The following is a 19205-nucleotide window of genomic DNA, read 5'->3' on the forward strand; positions in this document are numbered from 1 at the left end:
GTATTAACTGTTTAAAGATCGATAATCATATCATGATATTTATCAACAACATCATTCTCAAACGAATCCAAATAGATTTGAGTTGTTTTTTCTGTAGTATGACCAAGAGACTCACTTATTACAGAAATAGGCACTCCAAGTTTTTTAGCACTTGTTGCATATGAATGCCTTGCTACATAGCTTGAGATCGAAGATTCAATTTCACATATTTTTCCTATTTCTTTTAGGCTTTTATTATATCGCCTTAGTTCATCACTTATTTGTTTTAGTTGAATTTTTGGATCGACTGACTTTACTACATTCAATATAAAATCATTATCTGCCTTCCCATTTCTATATTTATCTAGAATTTCAATTAATGGCCTTGATAGCGGAATAGAATGAAGCTTTCCAGTCTTTTGCCTTTTATATTCAATCCTGTCTTGAATAATGTTTTTAATTTTAAGCATTGCAATATCAACAAATGATGCTCCCATCAAATAGAAACTAATTAAGAAATAGTCCTTTGCTCTAGTTTGCCTATGAGTTTGAGGTTGGAATTGAAGTATTTTAATTAAATCTTCTCTGCTTATAGCTCTTTTCCGAGTTTCTTGTCCTTTAATTGAATATTCCTTAAAAGGATAATTTGCAGACGATAACTTCTTTTGTTTGATAGCTAAATTCATCAAAGCTCTTAATGTTCTTAAATTGACACTTAGTCCATTTATACTATTACCTTTTGATAAATACCATGCTTCATATTTTTTAAGCCAAGTAAAAGATATTTGTTTGAGTGGAAAATCTTTGCCATTTACAAAATTTGAGATACTTCTAAAAACTGTATTGTACACCTTAGCATTTCCATAATGTTTGGCTTTTTCCAACTCTTGGATTGTATTCCTCAAATAGTTTAATGCTAATATTTCGCTATTGGTGTCCGATAACCTAGATTTGATATCCATTATAGATAGGTTATCAAGAACTCCATCATCATTCATTGTTATTAGTTTGCTAAGCACCTTGCTCTTTTCCTTTAGAAGCCAATTATTAAATCTGGAAATATGTTCAAAGTCGGTGCATGCCGGTTTAACACATTGAAGTTTGGAATTCCAATCTTTTTCAAGAAGACTATAACCCAGAGGTAAACGAAGTGATATGCGATTAACTACAATTAATAGCTTCAGAGGATAATAACTATTTTTCTTACATTTTCGTTTGTCTAATTCAACCTTAACTGAAACTGACATATTTCATTGTTTAATTATTTGCCAGCGATTTGCCAGCACTTTATGTATTAAATTGTAAAAATATGAAATATTTATAAAATATTTTAATTGATTATCAATGATTTAAGTACAAATTAATACATATCAAACCATTTATTCGACGCCTTACAAGCAGAGGGTCACTGGTTCGAACCCAGTATTTCCCACATGATTATCAAGGAGTTATGAATTCATTTTCATAACTCCTTTTTTTATGGCATAAATATGAGTTTCCTTATTTTTCGGAAATTGTATAAAAAAGCTGTACAGAATAATCCTAAATGTTGGTTAGCTTAAAAAGCCTAATCCCATTTTGTTAAATTTCTATCCTTTGCCGTCAAGGGAACTCAGATCTTTTAGTGCATCTCAACAAGTTTTATGCTCCTAGAGGAATTTTTCTTAATTCAAAGCTATTTTAATATTTTAAAAAATCTAATCAGAATACTGATTTTTAACTATTTGTACTTAATTTTGTACTTCATTGTGTACAAATTTATAAAAATATGTTGACAACAACCATTTCAGATTTTAGAAAAGATATAAAGCGATACCTCGACCGTGTGACTGAAAATTTTGAAACTTTGATCATAAATAGAGGCAAAGACACCGGAGTTGTTATTATGTCATTGGATGAGTATAATTCACTACGGACAACTTTTCAGGAATTATCCTCAAAGACCAATGAAGCGAGATTAGATTCGGCTATTGAAAAACTAAAAACAGGTACTTCATTTCAAAAAGAAATAATTGAGCCTTGAGATATATTTTTGTGGATGAGCCTTGGGAGGATTATTTGTATTGGCAAAAGACAGATAAGAATATGCTGTTAAAAATAAATAATTTGTTAAAAGACATTTCTCGGACTCCTTTTACGGGTATTGGAAAGCCAGAACCATTGAAGTATAAGTATAAAGGATATTGGTCTCGTAGAATTGATGGGGAACATAGATTAATTTATAAAGTGAAAGATGATGAAATACAAATTGCGAAATGCAGATTTCATTATGACTGAGGATGAATTTTCAACAACTTATGCGGCAGAAATAACCTTATATTTAAGAGCCATTTTGCTGACAACCATACTATCACTTAGTATTAATTTTTAATAATTCTATACATAAGATAAAATAAATGTATAAAATATTGGAAAATCTATACATATAGCTAATCCTGTTTCCCTCTGCTAACAAGTTTCCCGACGCTTTGGTCGAAACAGGTGCAACTTGTGCTTGATGAAAGTTTAGACAATTTTTTATATATAATTAAAGTAAACTTACTGTTTATTTACCTTTCAAAATTGCCTTATAAAAAGACTTGTAATTCATTGTGTAACATTGCTTTGAGCGGAAAGACTCTTGCTCTTTGAGCTCAATAATATTTGGACACCATGAATTAAAGATGGGTTCCATATTATTAATAATGATTGATTTAGCAATCTGGCTTCTCTTCTTTTCTGTAATTTTTAATTTCATTTTTTTCAATTGATTGACATACTTATTCACCATTTCAAGTTCACTTTCAGTTAGATCTTCTTTGTGTGCAAATCGGCCATCTTCACCACAATGATGGATTGCTCTGTGTAGCTTTCCATCTTTATACCACCTGATCTCATGTACATCGTTGATACTGATATAAATCCATGAGCATACTTCACCAAATCGTTTACTCAATTCTTGCAATAACTTGTCTTTATAAAGATCTTTGATATCATTAAACAAACACTCTCCACCAATCCATACCCAGCCTTCATATTCAGGACTAATAAATAAGATCTTCTCATCACCGGTTAGTTCTACTGCTTTATTCCAGTCCTGATCAGATTGCCAATCATTTATTTGAAGTACATCCATCAAATTAGATAAAGTTGATGTAATAGCAATATACATTCTAGGGAACTGAAAATGCTGAATTTTAACACCAAAGTTCGAATCATCTTTTAGCCACGGCCATTCTTCATAATCAATTTTATTTTGATCTATATGATCTACCATTTTGAAATACTGACGAAAGCTTCTCTGTCTATTCTGACTTATGGGATCATTTGCATCTTCAAGTCTTTCGTAGAGTTGCATTCTAATAATATCATTTGGCAATTGCTCGATACAATAGGCATCTTTGAAATTGAGTATAAAATCTTTAGGAATAAAATGATAAAACTCTGGTCCGAAGTACATTGTTTGATTTCCCTCGTAATTAAAATAACCAGATATCCTTGATGCGCTTGTACCAGGATATTTATAAATTAAATTCAATAGCTTTTCCTTTAGTTTCTCCTCTGACTTTCCGAATATCCTTCCTAAAAAGCCGCTTTGAACAGAATACAATTCTCGTTCCACCTTATTTTCTTCTGAATGTCGAAGCCGTCCTTGTTCAAACCAATAATTGCCATTCGCAATATATGAAAAGAATACTTCTTCTCGTTTACTTAACTGAATATAGTGGTTAAAGACATTCTCAGAATAGTTGCAACTTCCAATAACTCGAATAACCTCTCTAGAATCATCTTTATTCGAATATATTTTCACTTCACGGCAATACACAAAGGCAAGGTGAATAGTAGAATCCTTCTTACTACGAACTCCAAAATCACCATATGTTTCAAAATATGGAGCCATAAATTCACTCGTCTTGAATTCAAGATCATTAACTTCCACCATTCCAATCTCGAATTCAATTGGAAATTCAGAAATGATTAAATTGAAAAAATCTCTCAATGAGCTTTTTGAAAATAGTGTAACAATAAAATGAATTTTCATCCTAATTATTTAGTCCAAGAAAGTACCTATCTCGACATCAATTTTATCGAGAACCTTTTTGTACTTCCCATCTTTATTAATTTCTTTTAGTTGATCTTTAATACTATCAATCTACGAGTCATACTGCTGGCAAAAGTTTTCAACTTGTGCCCTACATAATCTTCCCTTTTTGTTGGCGCAAGTTTTTTACTTCTGCCACAGGAGTTTTTATAAAAGTATAAAAATATTTTTGCACATACTTTTCCCTGCTGTCGCAAGTTTTCAACTTGTGCCTTACATAACCTTTCCACTACATTCCCCAAATCCTATTCTATACTGATCATGTTGTGCATAAGCTTTCAAAGTTAAAACATCTCCATCTAATAAAAATGTTCTGGTCGAACCATCATTAAGCGTTATTGGTTTTGTTCCTTTCCAGGCGAGTTCCAGCATTGAACCATAGGATTCGGGTGTTGGTCCGGAAATGGTTCCTGAAGCACATAAATCGCCTATGCGCATATTGCATCCATTGACCGTATGATGTGCCAGTTGCTGGATCATGCTCCAATACAAATATTTGGTGTTGGATTTAGAGATTAATGTGTCATTCAACCAAACTTCAAGCTGTATGTCGTAATTGTTTTTTCCATCTTGAGCCAGATAAGTTAATGGTTTAGGTTCTTGTACTGGTCCAACTGTTTTAAAAGGTTCTAATGCATCCAGATCAACCAACCATGGTGCGATTGTTGAGGCAAAATTCTTGCCTAAGAATGGACCCAAAGGCACATATTCCCATTTCTGGATGTCTCTCGCAGACCAATCATTGAACAGCATCAACCCTTGGATATGGTCTGTTGCATGGTCGATTGGAATTGGATTTCCTAATTCATTTGGTTTGCCTATAACAAAACCCATTTCAAGTTCAAAGTCTAATTGTTTGCTTTGGCTGTACACAGGAATTTCACTATTCGCAGGGAGTATTTGTCCTGATGGCCTTTTAATAGGTGTTCCACTTACGATAATAGAAGATGCACGACCATGATACCCAACAGGTAAGTGCAACCAATTAGGCATTAATGCATTGGCAGGATCCCGAAACATGACACCTACATTGTAAGCATGTTCTTTACTACTGTAAAAGTCTGTATAATCACCAATTTCTATTGGAACATGAAGCTGAACATCTTGAAAAGGGATGAGATGTTTTTTGCAAGATTCTTGAATACTTGGATTTGCATCTTTGGTAAATAAATGACTTAATTCTTTTCTAATGGATCTCGTTACATCTTTACCTAATGCTATTAATGCATTTAAATATTCTTGTGCTAATTCATTATTTTGAATTTCATTTATTCTCAATAATTGTGATTCAAACAAGCCTCTTAAATCTATAATTTGATCACCAATGACAGAACATATTCTTTTTGAGCCATGTCCTACTGAATATACACCAAGTGGCAGGTTTTGAATTGGAAATCCATGATCTTCAGAGTATGAAATCCATGACTTAAGATTAGAATCAATTATAAAACTCATATGATGTATAACATTTAATTTTAAAATAGAAGATCATTATTTTGCGAAAACCTTTTCATATAATTCATTGACCGTTGCTAAAGATACGATCTTTATTTTTGATGCTTTGCCTGCGTTGATTTGACCATTATATTTAGAAATACATATAGCTTTAAAGCCCAATCGTTCTGCTTCTTGAACCCGGAGATCAATTCTGGATACCGCTCTGATCTCACCAGATAATCCAACCTCTCCTGCAAAGCATATTTGCCGATGCAATGGATTATCTTCCAATGAAGAAATAAGTGAAGCGATGACCGCAAGGTCAACTGCCGGATCATTGATCCTAATTCCGCCAGCAAGATTTAAGAACACATCCTGATTGCCGATCATAAATCCACACCTTTTTTCCAAAACAGCTAATAACATAGATAGTCTACGTCCATCAAAACCAGTTGCCACTCGTTGTGGATTTCCATATACTGCTGCACTAACCAATGCTTGTGTTTCTATTAGAATGGGACGTAAACCCTCAACAGTACAAGCTACTGCACTACCACTTAATCGTTCTTCATGTTGTGATAACAGTAAGGCAGATGGATTGCTGATTGGTATGAGACCTGTAGCCTGCATTTCATACATGCTCATTTCGTCTGTGGATCCAAATCTATTTTTGAGGGTTCTTAATATTCTGTAAGAATAGTGTTTGTCACCTTCAAATTGTAACACCGTATCTACCATGTGTTCCAATAATTTAGGACCTGCAATCTCACCTTCCTTTGTAATGTGTCCTATCAAAAAAAGTGGCGTTGAAGTTTCTTTAGCAAATCGAATCAACTCATTAGCACATTCCCTGATTTGTGAAATCGTACCAGGCGCAGCATCAAGATGTCCTGATACTAGGGTTTGTATTGAATCCACAATCATTAATGCAGGACGCATTTTAGCGGCTTCATGAAGTATTCTATCTACGCGAGTTTCAGCAAATAAATAACAGTTTTCTTGCTTCTGTGATAATCGATTGGCCCTGATTTTTATTTGCTCTTCGCTTTCCTCACCAGACACATAAAGAATGTTTTCTCCATGTAATTGTAATGCCAGTTGAAGTAATAGTGTTGACTTTCCAATTCCTGGTTGACCTGCAAGAAGTATAACGGAACCTTGAACCAATCCACCACCTAATGCGCGATTAAGTTCTACATCTCCTGTATCCAGGCGTTTGAGTTTTCCTGCAGTCACCTGATCTAGACGAATGGCTTTTGAAGGAACTAATTCGGGATTGAGGCTGCGCCATCCACCGGATTTATCATCTGCACTATGATCTTTATGAATGACTTCTTCTACATAAGTATTCCATGAGTCACAGGCTGTGCAGTGCCCCATCCACTTAGGGGATTGTGTTCCACAATTGGAACATATGAATATGGTTTTGCTCTTTGCCAAAGTGTCTTATTTCTTAGATATATTCCAATGGAAGTATTTTTTACAATGCGAAGATTCCGAAAATAAAAGCCAAAAGTAGTTAATTCAAAATGGTTCTCAAAATGTGAATTTTTAATGGATAGTTATGTTTTTAAATAACTAAGATCGATGACAATGATTTAGCATAAAGCTTGTTAGAAAATTCAATTTTCATTAAAATGGTAACAATTGACATAAATGCCAAATTGCTTTAAATGGCTTATTTTGATCAAATTATCGGTATAAATATGAGCGATTTTAACAAAAATGCCATCAAAAACCATTCATTAGATCTGGAATTATGCAACATTCCATAGTTAATAGCTGTTTTAGTTCATATTTTTGCCCAATGGAAATAAATATGTACTTACCTGCTGTTGAAAGTTTGATTTTTGCTGCTCCGCAACCTATTACTGCTGTTGATATTAAGTATTGTCTGGAGAATAGTATGGCTCTTAGCTTAAATTTGGAGGAGATCGAGATGACGATCACCGAATTACAAAAACGTTATGAACCAGAACATTTTGGCATAGAACTCAAAGAAATCGCAGGTGGCTATCAGTTTCTTTCAAAACCAGACCATTTTGCCATCATAGCTGAGCACATAAAGCTCAATAATCGAAAAAAATTGACAAAATCTGCAATGGAATCTCTTGCGGTCATTGCATATAAGCAGCCCATCTCCAAGTCAGAAGTAGAACAAATAAGGGGGGTTAATAGTGATCATTCGATTCAGAAATTATTGGAAAAAGAATTGATCGAAATCAAAGGACGAAGTGAGGGCCCCGGAAAACCCATTTTATTGGGTACCAGTACTCGATTTATGGAGTATTTCGGCTTAAAAAATCTTGCAGAAATGCCGCGAATCAAGGACTTTGCGATGCCTGATCATGAGATAGGAGAAGCCGCTCCTATAGAAGAGACTATACCATTTAATGTACATAACCAGGAAGATCGAACAGATGATGAATAGCGATACTATATTAACCAATCGTGTTGCATCAAGTGGTTTGATTACCATAAAGCTGGAGGATTTTTTTCCAAAAGAAGAAATCTGTGTTTTTGATCTCAAGAATTATTTATTTAGAGAACTGATTTTGAAAGAATTAGACTTTCGACAAAGTCTTAAAGAACACAATTGGAGCCATTATCAGAATAAAATTTTAAGTGTATGGTGTTCCAATGATGCTATCATTCCTACCTGGGCATATATGTTGATTGCAAGTTATGCAGCTCCTTATATTCATTCTATTTTTTTTGGCAGTTCAGATGAAGCTTTACGATCTTATTTTTCAAAAAAAATTGATGCTTTCGATTGGACCGCTTATAAAGATGCCAAAGTGGTCATTAAAGGCTGTAGCGATCTTCCTGTTCCAGCATCAGCATATCTGGAAGTTACGAATAAATTGGTTCCGATAGCATCCAGTATCATGTATGGCGAACCTTGCTCTACAGTTCCAGTATTTAAGAAAAAGAATCAGTAACCGAATACTATTATTGACCTCAAATGATAGAAGTAAGAAGCAATTCTAAATTGGTATGTTTTATATTAAATCGATGACTGAGGTATTCATTCGTGAGACAACCTTTGTAAGTATAAATACCGTTTCTAAGTCCCTTATGCATATATAAAATTTGTTCTATACTTCCACTTTCACCCGCCTGTTGTAAAATTGGAGTAATAATATTGCTAATTCCTATCGAAGCTGTTTGACTGACTTTTGAAGCAATATTGGGGACGGCATAATGAACTACACCATGAATGATTCGAGTAGGATTTTCATGAGTGGTCATTTCGGTAGTTTCAATGCAACCACCCTGGTCAATACTTACATCAATAATTACGGAGCCGGGTTTCATTTGCATGACCATGTCTTCTGTAACAACCACAGGAGTTCTACCTATTTTTGAATGTATGGCTCCAATAACGACATCAGCAGTAATCAATTCATTGAGTAGGATTACTGGATTTAATGAAGAGGTATAAAGTTGTCGCCCAATACGCGTTTGTATACGTATTAATTTATGAATTTGATCATCAAAAATTCTAACGGAAGCACCAAGTGCGACTGCAGCTCGAGTTGCATATTCTGCTACAACACCAGCTCCAAGAATGACCACTTTAGCTGGTGGCACTCCGGAAATTCCACCTAAAAGAACACCTTTCCCTTGTTTAGAATTGCTCAATAACTCAGCGGCTGTATGAATTACAGCCAATCCAGCTATTTCGCTCATGATTCTAACTATAGGAAAAGAGTTATCTTCCGATTGCATATACTCCATAGCCAACGCAGTCACTCGTTTGAGTCGTAAAGCTTGAATATAATCAGCATTTATCACAGGAAGGTGCATTGGAGATATCAAAATCTGATTGGGACTAAACAGCTGAATTTCATCCAAAGTTGGAGGTGCGACTTTTAAGATCACATTAGATTGAAATACGATTTCACGAGAAGGCTGAATTTCAGCTCCTGCTTCAGAATATTCATGATCGCTGAAGTTTGATTTCTCACCGGCACCGGATTCAATGATAACTTGATGGCCTCGTGCCACTAGATTATGAACAGAGTGCGGCACCAGAGCAACACGATTTTCTTGTAGGGTTGATTCTTTAGGAATTCCAATACGCAGAGAAGATTTAGCATGTGCCAAAGCTAACATTTCCGGTTTGGTTTGAAACCCGGTTTTTTCTTGCGGAAGTAGTTGTGGCGAACTCATTTAGTGATCAAGGTATAATTTCTTTTTTGATTTTCCAAGAAATCAATATAAATTTCGACCCTTTGTTCATTTTGAATGAGGGGCATTATTAACTCTGGCCATTCAATAATACAAATATGGCCACTGAATAGGGGTTCTTCTATTGCAATATCTAAAGCCTGCTCAATCCTATCTAATCGGTATAAATCCATATGATAGAATTGATCAGCTTGTCCTTCAGTATTGATGTATAGGTATTCATTGATGATTGAAAAACTTGGACTGCCAATATCTTTACTACAGCCCAAATATTTCCCCAAAGCACGTACTAAACTTGTTTTGCCAGAACCCATTTGTCCAAACAATAAACACAATTTATATTGATTGATGAAATCAAAAATTTTTGGAATATGGTCTGTTAATGAAGATTCATCTGAACAAAAATTCATGCTAAAATGGACTTTAATAGGAGGTGTAAATGTCTACAAAAGAGACCATTTTTTTAAAATTTTCAGCATATTTGTTTTTTCAAAAATTTCTTGATTTTAATTCATATTAGAAAGCTTCAAACGCCTTTATTTAGCTTTATTTGACTATCTTTGCACACCATTTTTTAAAATAAAAACATGACTCAAAAAGCAGGAGATTATAGTGCTAGTAATATTACCGCACTGGAAGGATTAGAAGCGGTAAGAATGAGGCCAGCAATGTACATCGGAAGTACCGATGTCAAAGGATTGCACCATCTCGTTTGGGAAGTTATAGATAACTCTATTGATGAACACATGGCTGGGTATTGTACTCATATTCAGGTAACCATTCATCCAGATAATTCCATAACATTAAGTGATAATGGCCGGGGTATTCCGGTTGATATGCACGAAAAGTTACAAAAATCAGCCCTTGAAGTAGTTATGACGGTCCTTCATGCCGGAGGAAAATTTGACAAAGACACTTATAAAGTTTCTGGAGGATTGCATGGTGTCGGGGTTTCTTGTGTTAATGCGCTTTCTTCTTATGTACGGGTAGAAGTTCGTCGGGAAGGGAAGATTTACATGCAGGAATATGAACGAGGTAAACCATTAGCTCCTGTGGCCCAAATTGGTGATAGTAGTGATCGGGGTACTTCTGTAACATTCAAACCAGATTATGAGATCTTTGAAACATTAATTTATAATTATGATACTTTAAGTCATCGTTTCAAGGAGTTGTCTTATCTAAACAGTGGTTTGCATATCTATTTGAAAGATGAAAGAGATCCTGAAATCAAAAATGAACTGTTCTTTTCTGAAGGTGGTTTAAGAGAGTTTGCCCAATACTTGGACCAAACCCGAACACCATTGTGTGAACAGCCCATTTATGTCAAAGGTAAAGAAGACAATGTTGAAGTAGAAGTTGCATTACAATATAATACTGGATATCAAGAGAATGTGTATTCTTATGTGAACAACATAAATACTCGTGAAGGAGGTACTCATGTAAGTGGCTTTCGTAGGGCTTTAGCCAGAGTTTTTAAGCAATATGGGGATGATAATGGACTTTTCTCGAAGCTTAAAGTTGAAATAAGTGGAGAAGACTTTAGGGAAGGGCTGACCGGAATTGTTTCAGTTAAGATACCAGAACCACAGTTTAAAGGTCAAACTAAAGGTGAATTAGGTAATTCTGAAGTTGTAGGGGTTGTTTCAAGAATTGTTGGTGAAACGCTAACTGCATATTTAGAAGAGCATCCTAAAGAAGCAAGGAGAATTGTGGAGAAAGTGATCATTGCTGCAACCGCAAGGGAAGCCGCCAGAAAGGCTCGGGAAATGGTTCAGAGAAAAAATGTGTTAAGTGGAGGTGGTTTACCAGGAAAATTGGCAGATTGTTCTTCTAAAAATCCTGCTGAATCTGAACTTTTTCTAGTAGAGGGAGATTCGGCGGGAGGTACCGCGAAACAAGGAAGAAATAGACATTTCCAAGCGATTTTACCACTTAGAGGTAAAATATTAAACGTTGAAAAAGCACTTGAATATAGGATTTACGAGAATGAGGAAATTAAGAATATGTTTACCGCTTTAGGTGTACATATTTATGTTGATGAAGAAGGAGATCGCAGGTTAAATCTTGATAAATTGAGGTATCATAAAATAGTTATTATGTGCGATGCCGATGTCGATGGTAGTCACATTACAACTTTGATTTTAACATTCTTTTATCGTTATATGAATGATCTCATTAAGAATGGACATTTGTACATTGCAAGGCCACCTCTTTATTTAATTAAGAAAGGTAAAGAACAACGGTATGCCTGGAATGAAAAAGAACGAAAAGAATTTACTTTAGAAATGGGTAAAGGAAAGGAAGACGGTGTTCAATTGCAACGATATAAAGGACTTGGAGAAATGAATGCGGAACAATTGTGGGAAACCACCATGGATCCAAATCGTAGAATATTATCCCAAGTGGTAATAGATAGTGCATTTGTAGCAGATGATTTTTTCTCAATCCTAATGGGTGAAGACGTTCCACCACGAAGAGCATATATTGAAGCCAACGCTCACTATGCAAAAATTGATATCTAATTGAATTGTAAATACTAATTTATTAGATTAAAAAACTTAAGTTCAAATTATTTATTTATGGCCATATCAGGAGAAGATTCATTTAAGAAATTAATAAGCCATTGCAAGGAATATGGTTTTATTTATCCTTCATCAGAAATTTATGATGGCCTTAGTGCAGTATATGATTATGGTCCAAACGGTATTGAACTTAAAAATAATATTAAGACCTATTGGTGGAAAAGCATGGTGCAAATGCACGAAAATATTGTAGGTCTGGATTCAGCAATTTTCATGCACCCAAAAACATGGAAAGCATCAGGACATGTAGATGCATTTAATGATCCTTTAGTTGATAACAAAGATTCTAAAAAGCGCTTTAGGGCAGATACTTTGATAGAAGATGCTATTGCAAAAATCGAAGCAAAAGCTGAAAAAGAAGTTGAAAAAGCCAAAGCTCGCTTTGGTGAATCATTCGATGAAAAACTTTATAGAGAAACCAACCCAAGAGTTGTTGAATATCTACAAAAAAGTCAATCGTACACTAATCGTTTGACTGAAGCTATGACGAAAAATGATATGATTGAATTAAAAAATATCATTGATGATTTAGAAATTGTAGATCCAGATTCCGGTTCAAAAAATTGGACTGAAGTTCGGCAATTTAATCTAATGTTTTATACCCAATTGGGAAATATTGCGGGAGAAGAAGGAAAGTTGTATCTCAGACCTGAAACAGCACAAGGTATTTTTGTTAATTTTCTAAATGTTCAAAAAACAACGAGACAAAAAATTCCGTTTGGAATTGCACAAATTGGAAAAGCATTTCGAAATGAAATTGTAGCCCGACAATTTATTTTTAGAATGCGTGAATTCGAACAAATGGAAATGCAATTTTTTGTCAAACCAGGTGAAGAAATGCAATGGTATGAATACTGGAAGGAAACCAGATTAAAGTGGCATAAATCCTTAGGCACTCCATCTGCCAAATTAAAATTTCATAATCATGAGAATTTGGCACATTATGCTAATGCTGCTGTTGATATTCAATATGATTTTCCATTTGGTTTTAAAGAATTAGAAGGAATTCATTCTCGAACGAATTTTGATTTGACAAGTCATCAGGAATTATCAGGAAAAAAATTACAATATTTTGATCCAGAAATGAATGAAAATTATGTGCCTTTTGTTGTTGAGACTTCCATTGGTTGTGATCGCATGTTTTTAGCTTTAATGAGTCAAGCATTCACAGAAGAAAATGTTCCTGATGCAGATGGTCAAGAGTCACAACGAATAGTTTTAAAATTACACCCTGCAATTGCACCCATTAAATGTGCCGTTTTACCTTTAGTTAAGAATAAACCGGAATTGGTAGAGCAAGCTAAACAAATTTTTAATGATTTGAAATTTAATTTTCAATGTCAGTATGATGATAAAGATGCAATAGGTAGACGTTATCGCAGACAAGATGCTATAGGAACACCTTTTTGTGTAACAGTAGATTTTGAAACAATGTCAGATCACTCTGTTACTATTAGAGAGAGAGACAGCCTATTGCAGGAACGTGTGCTCATTAAGGATCTTGCAAATTTAATTTCAAATAAAATAGCTTGGCAAAATTTATTTAAGTAATTTTTTTTTTAAAACCAAGCATCTTTAAAGTGCTTAATTTGAAGTTCCTGATTTTTTAATATTAGAATTGAAATAATATCAAATCGAATTTCCCAATCATACTTGATCAAATTCATATATTGTGAGGCAGCATCGGAAAGTAAATGTTCCTTTCTTTCATTAATAAAATCTTCTGGTTCACCGTAGTAATTGTAAGATCTTGTTTTTACTTCTACAAAAACCAGGATGTCATGATCCTTTGCAATAATGTCTATTTCAGCTCTGCTAAAACGCCAATTTCGTTCTAGAATGTTATATCCCAATTGCTCTAGAAATACTACAGCAGCATCTTCACCGATTTGACCAATTTCTTTATTTGACTTCAAATTCGTACTTTTGTTATAAATAATTCAAAGGTAATCGCTTATGTTGGAAATGATCAAACGCTTTCCTGAACAAATTCTGGAAGCAATAAGAATAGCAAATGAATCACAGATAAGAAGTTTAAATATACCAATTACTGAAGTTTACGTAGCAGGAATGGGTGGATCAGGAATTGGTGGAGATTTTGTGGCGAGTTTTTTTAGAAATCATTTGAAAGTTCCATATATCGTTAATAAAGGATATGATCCTCCTGCTTATATCGATAAAGATTCTTTGGTTATTGTTTCCTCCTATTCCGGAAATACTGAAGAGACCCTATCATCATTAAATCAAATGATGTCAACTGGTGCCAGAATTATTTGTGTTGCTTCAGGTGGTAAAATCTTACAAATTGCAAAAGAAAATGACCTTGATTTTATTCAAGTAACTAGTGGATGGGCTTCTCCAAGAGCATGTCTAGGATATTCAATTGTTGCTCAAATGTTTATACTTAAAAAATTAGGTTTGGTAACTTTAGATTTTGAATCTGAACTCCAATCAAGTGTCCAATTATTGAAAGATGAAACCGAGAATATTCAAGAAAAAGCGCAGCATTTAGCTAATGCTTTATTTAACAAAACAGTTGTAATATATTGTAGCGATCGCATTGAACCCGTAGCATTAAGGTTTAGGCAACAAATTAATGAAAATTCAAAACGATTGTGTTGGCATAATGTCATCCCTGAAATGAATCATAATGAATTGGTTGGATGGCGCAAGAATGATGAATCCTTAGCTGTACTTTTTCTAAGAAACCAAGACGATCGAAAACAAAACAAATTGAGGATGGACCTGACCAAAGATGTTGTTTCTCATTTTGCGGGTACTACCATTGATTTGATATCTAAAGGAAATACTTTGATTGAAAAATGCCTCTATTTAGTACATCTACTGGATTATGTTAGTTTATATTTAGCAGAATTAAATCAGGTTGATGTAGTTGAAGTTAAAGTTATAGATGCGTTTAAAGCACAATTGGATCTAAACAAATAATTTATTTGTGTTTCATTTTCTTTTGCATTTTTTTATCAAAAAGTCCTGATTGAGGCTTTCCTTTGGGATTACCGTGTTTGTCCAATTTGACATGAGTATCTTCTGCAGGACATCCTGTCCCTCTGTGGCATGAGATGATACATAAGGCAAAAAAGATGAATACAAATAATTGATAATAGTATGAGTGCAGTTTTCTTTCCATTTTATGGGCAATTTATTGATAATCAACGTTAAAAGTTACGATTTTATTACTATCTTCATAAGAAATGTGTTCAAAAGACCTATGTATGTTGATGTTTCAGATATAATTTATTTGTAAATATGTTTGTATAATTAAAATAGATCATATATTTTTGTGATATCATTTAAAAAATAAAAAATTCATAAAACATGAACAAAGGAGATTTGATCGCTAATGTAGCAAAAGCTGCAGATGTAACCAAAGCACAAGCAGCAGCTGCTGTAGACTCAGTATTAGAGTCAATCGAGAAAAGCCTTAAGAAAGGAGATAGAGTTACCTTAGTTGGTTTTGGTACTTTTGCTGTTTCTGTAAGAAAAGCAAGAGAAGGTCGTAACCCAGCAACCGGAAAAACTATTAAAATTCCTAAGAAAAAAGTGGTTCGATTTAAAGCAGGAAAAGGTCTTTCTGAAAAATTAAACTAGTAAACCACAAAAAATTTAAAAGCTCTGCTCCATATGGTTCAGAGCTTTTTTCTTTTAAGTTAAATTTGAAATTAACTGATTGTTAAGGAATTATATTCATTTTTATGGAAAAATGGAATTAGAGAGTAAACACTTTCAGGCATAGTTTTCAAATTCTATAGGTTTATTTTAAAATAAGTACAAGGTTTAGAATAAAGATTAATAGTCTTTATTTTATCTCTAATTGTGACCATTCTTCTATTCTATACGAATGAAATTCTGGATGCGATATTATGATTACAGGATTTAGAATAGTGATTTTTTGACCTTCTCATTTTAAAAAGTATGAAAAAATCAAATAATCCTATTTTACCAAATTTATTTGATAAAGAAACGTTAAATAATCTTAAAGTCATAATAAACATTCATCAATATCCTTATTTTATGGTTATTTTTGACCTCTTATAAAACAAAACAATATGAAATTTTCAACGAAGCTATTTGTAATTTTTTTAAGTATTTCAAGCAACTTATTTGCTCAGAAAAGTGATCCAGTTCTGTTTTCTGTAGCTGGAAATCCAGTAAAAGTGTCAGAATTTGATTATATATATAATAAAAATAATGGTAAGGATGCAAATTATAGTAGGCAATCTTTGGAAGATTACCTCAATTTATATACCCGGTTTAAACTTAAAGTCCAAGCTGCAAGAGACATGAAGCTGGATACTATACCTTCATTAATTAAAGAATTAGAAGGCTATAGGCAGCAATTAACTACAAATTATCTAAATGATAAGGAAGTTACCGACAAATTGGCAAATGAAGTTTATGAACGTCAGAAAAAAGATCTAGAAGTTTTTCATATACTTTTTAGTCTTAGTCAAAATGCGTTACCAGCAGATACTTTAAAAACATTTAACCTAGCAATGGAAGCTTACAAAGCACTTTTGGATGGTTCAAGTTTTGAAGCCACAGCCCGCAAATATTCTAATGATCTATCTTCAGCACCTAAAGGAGGTAGATTAGGTTGGTTTACAGCCATGATGCCAGATGGGTTTTATGCTTTGGAAAATGCTATTTATTCTTTAGAGAAGGGAAAATTTTCGAGACCTATTAGAACCAGATTGGGCTACCATATCGTAAAAGTGAATAATATCCGCCCAGCTAGAAGGCGTATGGAAGCAGCGCATATTTTAATTAAAAAGGCTCAAAAAGGGAGTCCTGATGTATTTGCTCAAATGAAGGCCGATAGTATTTATAAATTGATCAAAAAAGGATCCAGTTTTGAAGAATTAGCCAGAACCACTAGTGACGATAAGACAACCATGTTAATTGGTGGTAATGTTGGTTTTTTTGGAATTAATCAATATGAATCAAGTTTTGAAGATGCAGCTTTTAACCTTGCAAAAGATGGCGATATTGCCCCACCAGTTGAAACAAATATTGGATGGCATATTATCAAACGATTGAGACATGAAGATGAATTGCCATATGATCGGGCAAAACGTAAAATCCAAGCAGATATAACTAGAGATAGTCGTTTCGCACAAGCACAAGGTAGCTTGATTGAAAAGATTAAAATTGAATCTAATTTTAAAGAAAATTCACAGGCACTGGATCATTTCGCAAATCAAATGGATACCAATTTCTTTACTTATAAGTGGAAAGCTCCAGAAAATTTAGTAAAAGAAAATATAGCTACGTTAGGAGTTAATACCCTAACTTCTGAAGATTTTTCTGATTATGTTAAATCTAATACCAGACAAAGACTTCAAAATTCAGAATCAAAAAATATTAGAATTACCATCCAAACTATGTTTGACGATTTTATTGCACAGAAATGTTTACAATATGAGGAAGGCAGATTAGAAGAAAAATATCCTGACTTTAAAGCATTAATGCGTGAATATCGTGAGGGTATATTACTTTTTGAAGCCACTAAAAATGTGGTTTGGGATAGAGCATCTGAAGATACGACCGGACTTAAAGCTTTTTATGAAAAAAATAAAAATAATTATAAGTGGGATGAAAGAGCAGTTATATATACTGTTTCTATAGATACTTCAAATGTTAAACTTGCGACTAAAATTTATAATTATATACAAAAGAAAGATTTGGATAAGGCAATTGCCAAATTTGATAAAAAGAAAGATTTTATCTCTTATCAGAAGACGGTGAACGAGAAAAAAAATACAGATAGTTACGCAGGTTTAAAATTTGAAAAAGGCTTTGTAAGTGCATTGGTTAAAGAAGAAAATTCAAATATATTTACCTTTAAAAAAGTAGATCAGATTTTAGGAGTAGGAAATAAATCTTTAGATGATGCTAGAGGTTATATAATAGCAGATTATCAGGATTACTTAGAATCCTTATGGATTGATGAATTAAAACAAAAATATCCGGTTCAAATCAATACAGAAGAATTAAACAAAATGGTTCGTAAATAAAAGTTATGTATGGAAGGTCATGTTTTTTGTATTTAATAATAAGCACTTGGGTCTTATTATTATGTTCATGCAAAGAAACAGAACCTAAAAAAGTTACTGGAGATATTAAAGATCAACTTGTAGCAACATATAAATCTAATAAATTATTCTATTCAGACATCGAACCAATGATATTCTCATTTACTTCAAGTGAGGATAGTGCCAATTTAGTTTCTGGTGCTATTGATCGCTGGACTAAGGAAGTTATTTTTTTGGAAGAAGCAAAGCGTGTTATAGATCAAAATGAAATATTAGATTTAGTTGAAGATTATAAAAATTCTTTGATTTTAGATCGCTTCGAAAACAAGCTGATCAATGAGAAATTGGATACACTCATTTCTGATCAGGAATTATTAAAATATTATAATAGTAACAAAAGCGAGTATAAATTGGATGGTCCAATAATTAGGATGCTTTTTGCAAAATTTTCAAAGCCTCAAAAGGAACAAAAAATGTTTGAGGATTTATGGAGCAATCCTACAAATTCTAATTTGTTGCAATTGCAAAAATTTTGCCAGAATAATGCTGAAATAAGTCTCTTGAAACCAGACAAATGGCAAAAATGGAATGACATTCAAAATAATTTTCCAGATCGGTTAATAACCTTAAATACACTTTATAAAGGTATGAATAGGCAATTTGCTGATTTTAAATATGTATATTATACCAAAGTAATTGATATAGTACTTCCCAATCAGGATCCCCCACTTTCATTTGTAAAAGAACAAGCCCGAGAATCCATATTACATCAAAGAAAAATTAATTTAATTAATCAGTTTAAAATCCAGTTTTACGAAAATCAATTGAAACAAAAAAATATTAAGTAATTAGAATGCCGTTTTTACGTTCTATCATTAA

General features: G+C 33.4%; 18 protein-coding genes. 10 read left to right on the forward strand and 8 right to left on the reverse strand.

Going from position 1 to position 19205, the window contains the following annotated elements; all coding sequences use genetic code 11:
* Positions 1 to 11 precede the first annotated feature (11 nt).
* Positions 12 to 1226, reverse strand: coding sequence for a site-specific integrase (locus tag IPK88_07935; protein MBK8243339.1), 1215 nt, complete (start codon positions 1224 to 1226; stop codon positions 12 to 14).
* A gap of 521 nt (positions 1227 to 1747) precedes the next feature.
* Between IPK88_07935 and IPK88_07940 the strand changes: the two genes are divergently transcribed.
* Positions 1748 to 2002, forward strand: a complete 255-nt coding sequence (locus IPK88_07940; protein MBK8243340.1) for a type II toxin-antitoxin system prevent-host-death family antitoxin — start codon at positions 1748 to 1750, stop codon at positions 2000 to 2002.
* Entirely contained in the window at positions 1999 to 2256 is a 258-nt protein-coding gene (locus IPK88_07945) for a Txe/YoeB family addiction module toxin (GenBank protein MBK8243341.1), read from the forward strand. The genes IPK88_07940 and IPK88_07945 overlap by 4 nt, the downstream gene beginning before the upstream one ends.
* A 268-nt stretch (positions 2257 to 2524) precedes the next feature.
* Here IPK88_07945 and IPK88_07950 read toward each other — a convergent pair whose 3' ends face one another.
* From IPK88_07950 to radA, 3 genes are all read right to left on the reverse strand, one after another.
* Entirely contained in the window at positions 2525 to 4000 is a 1476-nt protein-coding gene (locus IPK88_07950) for a hypothetical protein (GenBank protein ID MBK8243342.1), read from the reverse strand.
* 273 nt (positions 4001 to 4273) lie between these two features.
* Complete coding sequence (fahA, locus tag IPK88_07955) at positions 4274 to 5515, reverse strand: fumarylacetoacetase (GenBank protein ID MBK8243343.1); 1242 nt, start codon at positions 5513 to 5515, stop codon at positions 4274 to 4276.
* A 36-nt stretch (positions 5516 to 5551) separates the two neighbouring features.
* A complete protein-coding gene (radA, locus tag IPK88_07960) occupies positions 5552 to 6937 on the reverse strand; it encodes a DNA repair protein RadA (GenBank protein ID MBK8243344.1) in 1386 nt (461 codons plus the stop codon).
* 379 nt (positions 6938 to 7316) lie between these two features.
* On the opposite strand from radA, the gene scpB reads away from it, so the two are divergent.
* Both scpB and IPK88_07970 read left to right on the forward strand, forming a co-directional pair.
* Positions 7317 to 7928, forward strand: a complete 612-nt coding sequence (gene scpB, locus IPK88_07965) for an SMC-Scp complex subunit ScpB (GenBank protein ID MBK8243345.1) — start codon at positions 7317 to 7319, stop codon at positions 7926 to 7928.
* Entirely contained in the window at positions 7921 to 8439 is a 519-nt protein-coding gene (locus IPK88_07970) for a DUF2480 family protein (GenBank protein ID MBK8243346.1), read from the forward strand. The genes scpB and IPK88_07970 overlap by 8 nt, the downstream gene beginning before the upstream one ends.
* Positions 8440 to 8458: 19 nt before the next feature.
* On the opposite strand, the gene IPK88_07975 is transcribed toward IPK88_07970, so the two are convergent.
* Positions 8459 to 9673: an alanine dehydrogenase gene (locus IPK88_07975; GenBank protein MBK8243347.1), complete on the reverse strand. Its 1215-nt coding sequence runs from the start codon at positions 9671 to 9673 to the stop codon at positions 8459 to 8461.
* A complete protein-coding gene (gene tsaE, locus IPK88_07980; GenBank protein MBK8243348.1) occupies positions 9670 to 10101 on the reverse strand; it encodes a tRNA (adenosine(37)-N6)-threonylcarbamoyltransferase complex ATPase subunit type 1 TsaE in 432 nt (143 codons plus the stop codon). The genes IPK88_07975 and tsaE overlap by 4 nt, the downstream gene beginning before the upstream one ends.
* 177 nt (positions 10102 to 10278) lie before the next feature.
* Between tsaE and gyrB the strand changes: the two genes are divergently transcribed.
* Together gyrB and IPK88_07990 are read left to right on the forward strand one after the other, a co-directional pair.
* Positions 10279 to 12213: a DNA topoisomerase (ATP-hydrolyzing) subunit B gene (gene gyrB, locus IPK88_07985; GenBank protein MBK8243349.1), complete on the forward strand. Its 1935-nt coding sequence runs from the start codon at positions 10279 to 10281 to the stop codon at positions 12211 to 12213.
* A gap of 57 nt (positions 12214 to 12270) precedes the next feature.
* A complete protein-coding gene (locus tag IPK88_07990) occupies positions 12271 to 13824 on the forward strand; it encodes a glycine--tRNA ligase (GenBank protein MBK8243350.1) in 1554 nt (517 codons plus the stop codon).
* Positions 13825 to 13832: 8 nt separating this feature from the next.
* Here IPK88_07990 and IPK88_07995 read toward each other — a convergent pair whose 3' ends face one another.
* A complete protein-coding gene (locus tag IPK88_07995) occupies positions 13833 to 14189 on the reverse strand; it encodes a YraN family protein (GenBank protein MBK8243351.1) in 357 nt (118 codons plus the stop codon).
* Positions 14190 to 14229: 40 nt separating this feature from the next.
* On the opposite strand from IPK88_07995, the gene IPK88_08000 reads away from it, so the two are divergent.
* Positions 14230 to 15219 (forward strand): bifunctional phosphoglucose/phosphomannose isomerase, encoded by a 990-nt coding sequence (locus tag IPK88_08000; protein ID MBK8243352.1) that lies wholly within the window; start codon positions 14230 to 14232, stop codon positions 15217 to 15219.
* A gap of 1 nt (position 15220) precedes the next feature.
* Here IPK88_08000 and IPK88_08005 read toward each other — a convergent pair whose 3' ends face one another.
* Entirely contained in the window at positions 15221 to 15421 is a 201-nt protein-coding gene (locus IPK88_08005) for a hypothetical protein (GenBank protein ID MBK8243353.1), read from the reverse strand.
* Between the two features lie 188 nt (positions 15422 to 15609).
* Here IPK88_08005 and IPK88_08010 point away from each other — a divergent pair, with 188 nt between their 5' ends.
* From IPK88_08010 to IPK88_08020, 3 genes are all read left to right on the forward strand, one after another.
* Positions 15610 to 15882: an HU family DNA-binding protein gene (locus IPK88_08010; GenBank protein MBK8243354.1), complete on the forward strand. Its 273-nt coding sequence runs from the start codon at positions 15610 to 15612 to the stop codon at positions 15880 to 15882.
* A 458-nt stretch (positions 15883 to 16340) separates the two neighbouring features.
* On the forward strand, positions 16341 to 18308 hold the full coding sequence (locus IPK88_08015; protein MBK8243355.1) for a peptidylprolyl isomerase: 1968 nt from the start codon (positions 16341 to 16343) through the stop codon (positions 18306 to 18308).
* Positions 18309 to 18313: 5 nt separating this feature from the next.
* A complete protein-coding gene (locus IPK88_08020) occupies positions 18314 to 19174 on the forward strand; it encodes a peptidyl-prolyl cis-trans isomerase (GenBank protein MBK8243356.1) in 861 nt (286 codons plus the stop codon).
* Positions 19175 to 19205: the final 31 nt, after the last annotated feature.

The organism is Candidatus Defluviibacterium haderslevense (genome assembly GCA_016712225.1).
Classification (GTDB): Bacteria; Bacteroidota; Bacteroidia; order Chitinophagales; family Saprospiraceae; genus Vicinibacter; species Vicinibacter haderslevensis.